A 9015-nucleotide genomic window follows, 5' to 3' on the forward strand; every position below is an offset into this window, starting at 1 on the left:
AATTGATAACGATTATGCGAATGTTTTTCTTGCTATTTATACTTGGCTATATAGGTGGTAACGTGTACGTCTTTATTCGTGCTTTGCAGATGCTTTCCGGAGTATCGCTGCCTTTGAGAATTTTGCTGTCTGCCTTTTTCTGGTTAGCGGCATTTTCGTTGGTAATTGCTCTATTGACCCGCCACATGGAGATACCGGTTGTCTTGTCGAAAACAATGTTTTGTGTCGGCTCGGTATGGTTGGTATTTACGCTGTATATGGTATTGTCTCTTTTGTTGGCGGATGTGGTGAGGCTGTTTGCGCCGACAATGAAGTATGGCTTTTACTATGCTTTAAGTTTCACCAGTTGCCTGCTCCTGTACGGTTACTATAATTATCTCCATCCGCAGATAAACAATATAAATATCCCTATCGACAAACCCATAGAAGGTGAAGGAGTGAAGATTGTTGCCGTAAGTGACCTTCATTTAGGCAATGGGACGGGAAAAGCTATGCTGAAGCGGTATGTGGATATGATAAATGCTCAGACTCCCGATTTGATATTTATCGGTGGTGATTTGATAGACAACAGTCTCATCCCGTTGTACAATGAAAATATGGCGGAAGAATTGGCGGAACTGAAAGCTCCGATGGGTATTTACATGGTTCCGGGCAATCATGAATATATCAGCGGTATTGATGAATGTGTCCGCTTCTTAAAAACGACTCCCATAAAACTATTGCGTGATTCTGTGGTGACACTGCCTAATGGGGTGCAGATAATAGGGCGCGACGACCGTTCCAACCGTTCGCGCCACTCTTTGCCTGAGTTGCTAAAGCAAATAGACAATAGCAAACCTACGGTTGTTTTGGATCATCAACCTTATAATTTGAAAAAAACGGATTCTTTAGGAATAGACTTGCAATTCAGCGGACATACACACCACGGGCAGGTGTGGCCTATCAGTTGGGTGACAGACAGACTATATGAACAGAGCCATGGTTACCGTAAGTGGAGTAAATCGCACATCTATGTATCCAGTGGATTGTCTCTTTGGGGACCTCCTTTCCGAATCGGAACAAATAGTGATATGGCGGTGTTGCATCTTTCGGGTATGTGATTGAACCATAATGGGAATAGAGATTATATTTGTCTTTAAATCTTGTTTTTTGTTAAAGTGAAGAGCTTAATTAAACTTTTCTCTTTTCCTGTTGTCTTATAATCATTGTAATTCAATAGGTATGATAAAAGATATGCAGGTATTAGTTTAGAGCGGGCGGATGATGATTCGCCCGTTTTTTATTTATTTTGGCTTTCTCTTGTATTTTTGCCTCTCTTTTTGTTCCTTTGTTCCCGTTAATTGTAAACAAATGGTAGAATGAAAAACGTATTTTACTTCTGGATATGTATAGCAATGTGGTTATTGTCCGCTTGTTCTTCACAGAAAAAAGGGGATGGGGGAGACATACAAATACTGATGAAAGACAGTGTGGATGCCAATGGTTTGCAACGTATGCAGGTGTCTGATATTAAAACAACATTTACTTATAAAGGTAAGGATTATCAGTCAAATATAGTTCGCCGACCTGATGATGGTCTGCCTGTCGTGATAAATGAACAGGGAGAAAAGTTTATAGATAACCGAATCACACTACGTATAACTTCTGGTGGTAAGTCCGTTGTGGACAAGTCATTCACTAAGGAAAGTTTTGCTTCATTGGTGGATGCAAAATTCCTGAAACACTCCATTCTTGAAGGATTGGTGTATGATAAAACCACACCGAAAGGTATTGTATATGCTGCAAGCATTTGCTATCCGCAGACAGATCTCTATATTCCGTTGTCGCTGACGGTTACGCCGGATGGAAAAATATCTATGGAGAAAGAAGAATTACTGGAAGATTTTGAAAATTAAAAATTAAAAAACAGAAAGTTGGGAATTCCAGAATGTTTCCTAATTTATGAGTTTCCTTTGCCGGTATGAAAATCTTGATTGTAGAAGACGAACCGGATTTGCGGGAAACTATCCGCATTTCCCTTTTGAAAGAGAACTTCGTAGTGGAAACTGCCGCCGACTATTATTCGGCACTGGAGAAAGTGAATGACTACGATTATGACTGCATCTTGCTGGACATCATGTTGCCCGGTGGAAGCGGTCTGGATTTGCTACGCGAACTCAAACGCCTGCATCGTAGCGACAGTGTACTAATCATTTCAGCTAAAGATTCTCTGGACGATAAAGTGGAAGGATTGGAGTTGGGCGCTGATGACTATCTTACGAAACCTTTTCATTTGGCGGAACTCAATGCGCGCGTTAAATCTGTTATCCGGCGTCGGCAGGCAAAAGGAGATGTCTCAATTACAGTGGGCAATTTGCTGTTGTTCCCTGATAAACGGCAGGTGGAAGTTGGGGGAATCCCGTTGCAACTCAACCGGAAAGAGTTTGATTTACTCTATTATTTTGTGGTCAACCCTAACCGGGTCATCAATAAAATGAGTCTTGCGGAGTCTGTATGGGGTGATAATATCGACCAGGCGGACTCATTAGATTTCATATACTCGCAGGTGAAAAACCTTCGTCGGAAACTGAAACAGGCCGAAGCTACCGTAGAACTGAAGGCGGTGTATGGCTTTGGGTATAAGCTCTCTGAAGTATGAAACTGCTTCACTATACCTACGGAAAGCTTTCGTTACTGTTGTTTTTTCTAATGGCGGCATGGGGTGTGTTGTTTTATTATGCCATCGTTGAAGAGGTGGTGGATGAAACGGATGATACACTTGAAAACTATGGTAAAATTTTGATTAGTAATGCTTTGATGGATCCTTCCATACTTGATACGGAAGGTACGTTGATGTCCTTTTACAAATTCCGCCCTATATCCGAGGAAGAAGCGGAAGATTATGATGAGGTATATTATGACTCTACCGTTTATATAGAGAGTGAAGATGAGGATGAGCCGGTGCGGGTCATGAAAACAGCTTTCCGTATGCCGGACGGGCAATATTACGAATTGGAACTGATGATTTCTATTCTGGAACGTGATGATATGGTGGAAGCGATTCTGTGGTATCTGGGAGCTTTATTTCTGCTTTTTCTGATTTGTACATCCATCGGAACCCGCCTGATATTGCAAAGTGTGTTTCGTCCGTTGCATCGCCTGCTGGATTGGCTGAAGCAGATTCAACCGGGAAAAGAAGTGCCGGTACTGGATAATCCTACTAAAATCCGGGAATTCCGTCAGTTGGGGGATGCGGCTGTGGATATGGGGAACCGTAGCTACAAGGCATATGAAGAGCAGAAGCAGTTCATAGAGAATGCTTCGCATGAGTTGCAGACACCACTTGCTATTGTACGCGGCAAGGTGGAGTTACTTGCCGAAAATGAGTCGATGACCGAAGAGCAGTTGAAAGAACTGGATGAGATATATGCTACGCTGGGTAGGGCAGTGAGATTGAATAAATCTCTGTTATTGCTGTCCCGTATTGAGAACGGGCAATATACTGAAACGGAAGATGTATCTGTAGATGATGTGCTGGATGAGCTATTGCCTGACCTGATGGATATATATGAGGGAAAACATATCCATTTGGTACGTACTCAAGGAGAGGCTCCTTTTATAATCCGTTGTAATCTTTCCCTGGCGCAGATTCTGGTTTCCAATCTGGTGAAGAATTCTCTGCTACACAACCGTGCAGGTGGTGAATTGCATATTGTGACTACTCCTTCCTCATTGAGTATAAAGAATAGTGGTGACCACCCTTTGGATGGAGAAAAGCTTTTCCGGCGTTTCTATCGTGGCATCGACGGAAAGAAAGATTCCACCGGATTAGGGCTTGCCATTGCCCGCTCCATTGCTACGTCTGCATCTCTTCGCCTGATTTATAAGTGGGAAGAAGGAATGCATGTATTCTTACTCGTTAAAGAACCTAAAAAGAAAAGCTAAAGGCGTATATTCCCAAATCTTTCCCAGTTCTGTGTCGTTATTTGCAGTGTGAACAAAAACAGGTAATAAATTAGTAACACTTTAAAAAAATAACGATTATGAAGAAGATTTTATCTATTCTCGTATTGGCTATCGTAGCCATTCAGTTCGCTTTTGCAGGTGACGTCATTACTAAGGATGCAAAGGAACTTCCATTGACTGCGCGTAATTTTATTAATCAGTATTTCAGCAAACCGCAGATTTCATACATCAAGATAGATAGTGATTTCTTATCCAAGAAGTATGAAGTGCTCTTGACTGACCGTACGGAAATCGAGTTTGACAAGAAGGGTAACTGGACAGAAATTGACTGTAAGAAGAATGCTGTACCTGCTGCCTTAATCCCTGTTTCTATTAAGGATTATGTGAAGGCTAATTTTCCTAATGAGATTATCACTAAGATAGAGCGCAAGGGTGTAGGTATAGAAGTGGAACTTGCGAATGATTTCTCTTTGAAGTTTAATAAGAAAGGACAATTTGTCAGCATGGATGATTAATGGGGGAAGACAAGATGAAAACAAGATTTTTGATGATAGCGATGATGATGTTCATAGCTGCTATGACATTCAGCGCATGTAGTGATGATGACGATGATGATAAAGGTATTAAAGTACCGGAATCTGTGGAACAGGCTTTGAAACAGAGGTATCCGAGTGCAACAGGTATAGAATGGAAACAGAAAAAATCGTATTATGTTGCCGACTGTTGGTTGGATGGAAAAGAATCGAATATATGGTTTAATACCAATGCTGATTGGCTGATGACGGAATCTGAATTATATTGGAATGATGTTCCGGCTGCTGTACAGACAGCATTTGGTAATGGTGACTATGCCAACTGGGTACAAGATGATTATTATTTCTTGTTCTATCCGTTGCAACCTATGCAATATGTAATTGAAGTGGAACAGGGAAAATTGAAATATCAGTTGTTCTATTCTGAAGATGGGGGACTGATGAATACGGTAGATATTTCGGGTAAGGATGATACGATTTATCCGCCGGAAGTGTGAGATAGTGACGAGCTACAGGTTACAAGTTGCTGTGCTATACTGGTGGGCGAATTATTATTCGCCTGATTATCACACCGAAAGGCACTTCTCACTTGTAGCTCGTAGCTCGTCACTTAATTTAGCGCTATGCGCCAAATTATCATTCTCCCATTGGACGGTAATCTTTTGCAAGTCCGCCTTCGCTCGTCTCTTTGTAGAGCGATGGCAGGTCATTTCCGGTTTCTTTCATCACCTCCACCACTTTATCGAAAGATACACGGTGCATGCCATCGGTGAAGGAGGAGTATAAGTTGGCATCCAGTGCACGGGCGGCAGCATATGCATTTCGCTCGATACAAGGAATCTGTACTAATCCGCATACAGGGTCGCATGTCATACCCAGATGATGTTCCAGCCCCATTTCAGCAGCATATTCTATCTGAGCCGGGCTTCCCCCGAATAATTGGTTGGCGGCGGCTGAGGCCATAGCACAAGCTACACCTACTTCTCCCTGGCACCCAACTTCAGCTCCTGAAATAGAAGCATTAGTCTTTACGATATTTCCTACAAGTCCTGCTGTGGCAAGGGCACGGAGAATACGGGTTTCACTAAAGTCACGGCTTTTAGCGAGATGATACAGCACAGCCGGCATCACACCGCAGGAACCACAAGTGGGTGCGGTAACTATCGTTCCGCCCGAAGCGTTTTCCTCGCTTACGGCAAGGGCATAAGCAAATACCAGTCCACGCGATTGCAGGGATTGTTTGTATCCGCTGGCACGTATATAATAGGTGGAGGCTTTGCGGCGTAGGTTCAGCGGGCCGGGTAATACACCTTCCTGTTCCAGTCCACGGCGAACGGCTGCCTGCATGGTTTTCCATACTTCACTCAGATAGTCCCAAATATCTTCTTCTTCGCATTCTTTGACGTATTCCCAGTAGCTTCTTCCGGTTCTCTCGCACCATTGCAGGATTTCGGTCATGTGGTTCATGGCGTAAATGTCTGATGTGTTGACAGAGGAGGCACCATCGTTTTCTTCGGCCAGTGCGCCACCGCCAACGCTGAATACTGTCCATGAATCCGTCTCTTTTCCTGTTGCATCCAAAGATACGAACTTCATTCCATTAGGGTGGAAAGGGAGGAATATCTTCGGCTCCCAGATAATTTCTACCGGAGCGGCAGGTTGCAGCGTATCGGTAATGGCTATATTGGTCATATGCCCTTTACCTGTAGCGGCAAGACTACCGTATAAAGTCACTTTAAAAGAAGAAGCTTCCGGATGTTTCTCCAGAAAAAGCTCAGCAGCCTTGCGTGGTCCCATTGTATGGCTGCTTGAGGGACCTGTACCGATACGGTAGAGTTCTTTGATTGATTTCATGATTATATTAGTTTATAGGTCAACGACTGTGATTCCTGCACCGCCAAATTGTACATGTTCGTCGGCAAATTGCCTTATGCCGGAAACCGTTTGCAGGTATTGACGGATAAGCGTACGCAAAATGCCCGTACCTGTTCCGTGAAGAATACGTACACGTGCCATACCTACGAGGATGGCATCATCAATAAAGTAAGTCACCGCCTGCAGGGCTTCGTCGCCACGCATACCGCGTACATCAATGTCTTGTTTGAAGTGTAGTTTCTTTTCATACATGCTGTCTTGCGTCTGATTGCTGACGAATGTACTCTTAGTAGAACTGTCTACTTTCTGCGGAGTAACGTTCGTGCGTTCCAGACGTTCCACTTTTACGGTGGTCTTTATACTGCCGAAAGCAATGATAGCATTTTTACCATTTACTTCCATCACTTCACCCACTGCACTCTGGCCCTTTATCTTCACCATAGCGCCGGGAACGATACTTGCCAGGCGTTCTGCTTCTTGTTTGGCTTTCTGTGCGGCTTGTTCCTGTGCCGAAAGTCCGCTTCCTGTCTCTTTGGCTTTTTTATCTTTCTTTCTACTCTGCTTTTCCTGCAACTTCTGCATCTTGCGGGCTATCTTCTCCTCTTGTTCTTTAGAGGCGAGAGCTTCCATCGATTCACGGAATTCAGTCAACTCCTGACGTGCTTGGCGGGTTTTTTCTTTTTCCGCCTGCGCTTCCTTGATAGTGCGGATGGTGTTTTCAATCCGGGCATTGGCTTCCTGCATCAATTGTTCCGCTTCCTCTTTGGCTTTCCGGATAATCTCTTTGCGGGACTTTTGCAAGTCTTCCATTTCCGTTTGATAGCGGGAGATGGTTTCTTCCATGTGTTTCTCGCGCTGGCGGATGGTCTGGCGTTTTCCTTCCCAATACCGCTTATCGCGTACGATGTCTTGCAGGTATTTATCAGCATTGATGTACTCGCTGCCTACAATTTCGGATGCATCGGCAATGACATCTTCCGGAAGCCCAATCTTCCGGGCTATTTCTACGGCAAATGAACTTCCGGGGTTACCAATTTGAAGTTGGAAGAGTGCTTGCATCAAGTGACGGTCATACAACATAGCTCCGTTCACTACTCCTTCATGGTCTTCGGCAAAATGCTTCAGATTCTGGTAGTGTGTAGTTATAACACCGAACGTCAGTTTTTGGTTGAAGCGTTTCAGTACGGCTTCGGCTATGGCGCCACCAATCTGCGGTTCTGTGCCGCCGCCGAATTCGTCAATGAGGATAAGACTACGCTCATTGCAATTCTTCATCATCATTTTCATGTTGGTCAGATGTGAAGAGTAGGTACTCAGGTCGTCTTCGATGGACTGTTCGTCACCTATATCTATGAAGATGCTACTGAAAATGCCCGCATGACTACGTTCGTGCATGGGGATGAGCATGCCGCATTGCAGCATGTATTGTAATAATCCTACGGTCTTGAGGCAAACGGACTTACCACCAGCATTCGGACCGGAAATAATGAGGATGCGTTGCTGTGCGTTCAACTCAATATCGAGGGGGACTACTTTTTTACCATGTTTGGCAAGAGAGAGCTGGAGTAGCGGATGCACGGCCATAGTCCAGTCCAGCAATTGCGTGTTTTCCAGCGCAGGCTTTATACCTGATATTTGCAGGGAGAACAAACTCTTGGCGCGGATAAAATCAATTTCGGCAAGGAATTCGTAGGACTGCAAAACATCGGGAATGGAAGGGCGCAGCAGATTGGAGAATTCTACCAGAATACGGATAATCTCTCTGCGTTCGTCTCCTTCAAGTTCACGGATGCGATTGTTGGCTTCCACCACTTCGGCAGGTTCAATGAAGACGGTCTTTCCACTTGCCGATTCGTCATGTACGATTCCTTTTATTTTCCGTTTCAGCCCCGGTGCAATAGGGATAACCAGACGTCCGTCACGCATGGTTGGGGTAACATCTTTGTCAACTACACCTTCCGACTGGGCATTGCGCAGGATGCTGTTCAGCGACCGGGAAATGCCACTCATCGTGCTTGCCAATTCACGGCGGATGCGTGCCAGTTCAGAGGAGGCATTGTCTTTTATCTTTCCATAGGGTGAAAGAATGTTGTTTATCTTCTGGATAAGCTGCGGAAATGCCAGGATGTCTTTGGCAAGATGCCGTAGGCAAGGGTAGGGGGAGTCTTCTGCTTCCGTATCGTCCTTTTCCAGAAAGCGTACGATGTCGCGTATCGTTTCCAGCGAACGGCGCAGGTCGAAAAGCTCCTGTTCGTCCAGGTACATTCCTTCTACACGTATTCGTTTTAGTGACGGGCGTACATCGAAAAAGTATTGGGCGGGGAAATTATCTTCCTCTTCTATAATACGGATAAATTCAGTGACAAGGTTCAGGCGTTCTTCTACTTCTTCATAGTGGTCGGAGAATGCCATGTCAGTCACCCGTTCTGCACCTAACGTGCTAAGGCATTTTTCGCTTAGCAACTGGCGTATTTGGTCGAAACCTATTTTATGCTCAAAGTTCTGTGGGTATATCATGGTGCAAAAGTAGTATTTATTCGCGAAAAAAATGGCAGGAAGTTTGTAGAATTAAAAATGATTTGTACCTTTGCACCGCTTTAAGAGAAAAGCACTTCTTGAAAGAGAAGTTTTGGAGAGGTGGCAGAGTGGTCGATTGCGGCGG

Annotated in this window: 8 protein-coding genes; 6 read left to right on the forward strand and 2 right to left on the reverse strand. The window is 44.3% G+C overall.

Annotated features, from left to right (window positions below; all coding sequences use genetic code 11):
- Nucleotides 1-14: 14 nt before the first annotated feature.
- The 6 genes from QZ135_RS11480 to QZ135_RS11505 all read left to right on the forward strand — a co-directional run bounded on the left by QZ135_RS11480 (nucleotide 15) and on the right by QZ135_RS11505 (nucleotide 4975).
- A complete protein-coding gene (locus QZ135_RS11480) occupies nucleotides 15-1100 on the forward strand; it encodes a metallophosphoesterase (RefSeq protein ID WP_294609102.1) in 1086 nt (361 codons plus the stop codon).
- 258 nt (nucleotides 1101-1358) lie between these two features.
- Nucleotides 1359-1895 (forward strand): DUF4738 domain-containing protein, encoded by a 537-nt coding sequence (locus QZ135_RS11485; protein WP_294609105.1) that lies wholly within the window; start codon nucleotides 1359-1361, stop codon nucleotides 1893-1895.
- A gap of 65 nt (nucleotides 1896-1960) precedes the next feature.
- Nucleotides 1961-2638, forward strand: coding sequence for a response regulator transcription factor (locus QZ135_RS11490; protein ID WP_294609106.1), 678 nt, complete (start codon nucleotides 1961-1963; stop codon nucleotides 2636-2638).
- Complete coding sequence (locus tag QZ135_RS11495; RefSeq protein ID WP_294609109.1) at nucleotides 2635-3924, forward strand: HAMP domain-containing sensor histidine kinase; 1290 nt, start codon at nucleotides 2635-2637, stop codon at nucleotides 3922-3924. Before QZ135_RS11490 ends, QZ135_RS11495 begins: the two co-directional genes overlap by 4 nt.
- Before the next feature lie 98 nt (nucleotides 3925-4022).
- Nucleotides 4023-4460, forward strand: a complete 438-nt coding sequence (locus QZ135_RS11500) for a PepSY-like domain-containing protein (protein WP_294609111.1) — start codon at nucleotides 4023-4025, stop codon at nucleotides 4458-4460.
- A gap of 14 nt (nucleotides 4461-4474) precedes the next feature.
- Nucleotides 4475-4975 (forward strand): PepSY-like domain-containing protein, encoded by a 501-nt coding sequence (locus QZ135_RS11505; RefSeq protein ID WP_294609113.1) that lies wholly within the window; start codon nucleotides 4475-4477, stop codon nucleotides 4973-4975.
- A gap of 139 nt (nucleotides 4976-5114) precedes the next feature.
- Here QZ135_RS11505 and QZ135_RS11510 read toward each other — a convergent pair whose 3' ends face one another.
- On the reverse strand, nucleotides 5115-6332 hold the full coding sequence (locus tag QZ135_RS11510; protein ID WP_294609115.1) for an L-serine ammonia-lyase: 1218 nt from the start codon (nucleotides 6330-6332) through the stop codon (nucleotides 5115-5117).
- 12 nt (nucleotides 6333-6344) lie between these two features.
- Entirely contained in the window at nucleotides 6345-8870 is a 2526-nt protein-coding gene (locus QZ135_RS11515; protein WP_294609117.1) for a Smr/MutS family protein, read from the reverse strand.
- Nucleotides 8871-9015 lie beyond the last annotated feature (145 nt).

Source organism: uncultured Bacteroides sp., from assembly GCF_905207245.1.
Taxonomy (GTDB): Bacteria; Bacteroidota; Bacteroidia; order Bacteroidales; family Bacteroidaceae; genus Bacteroides.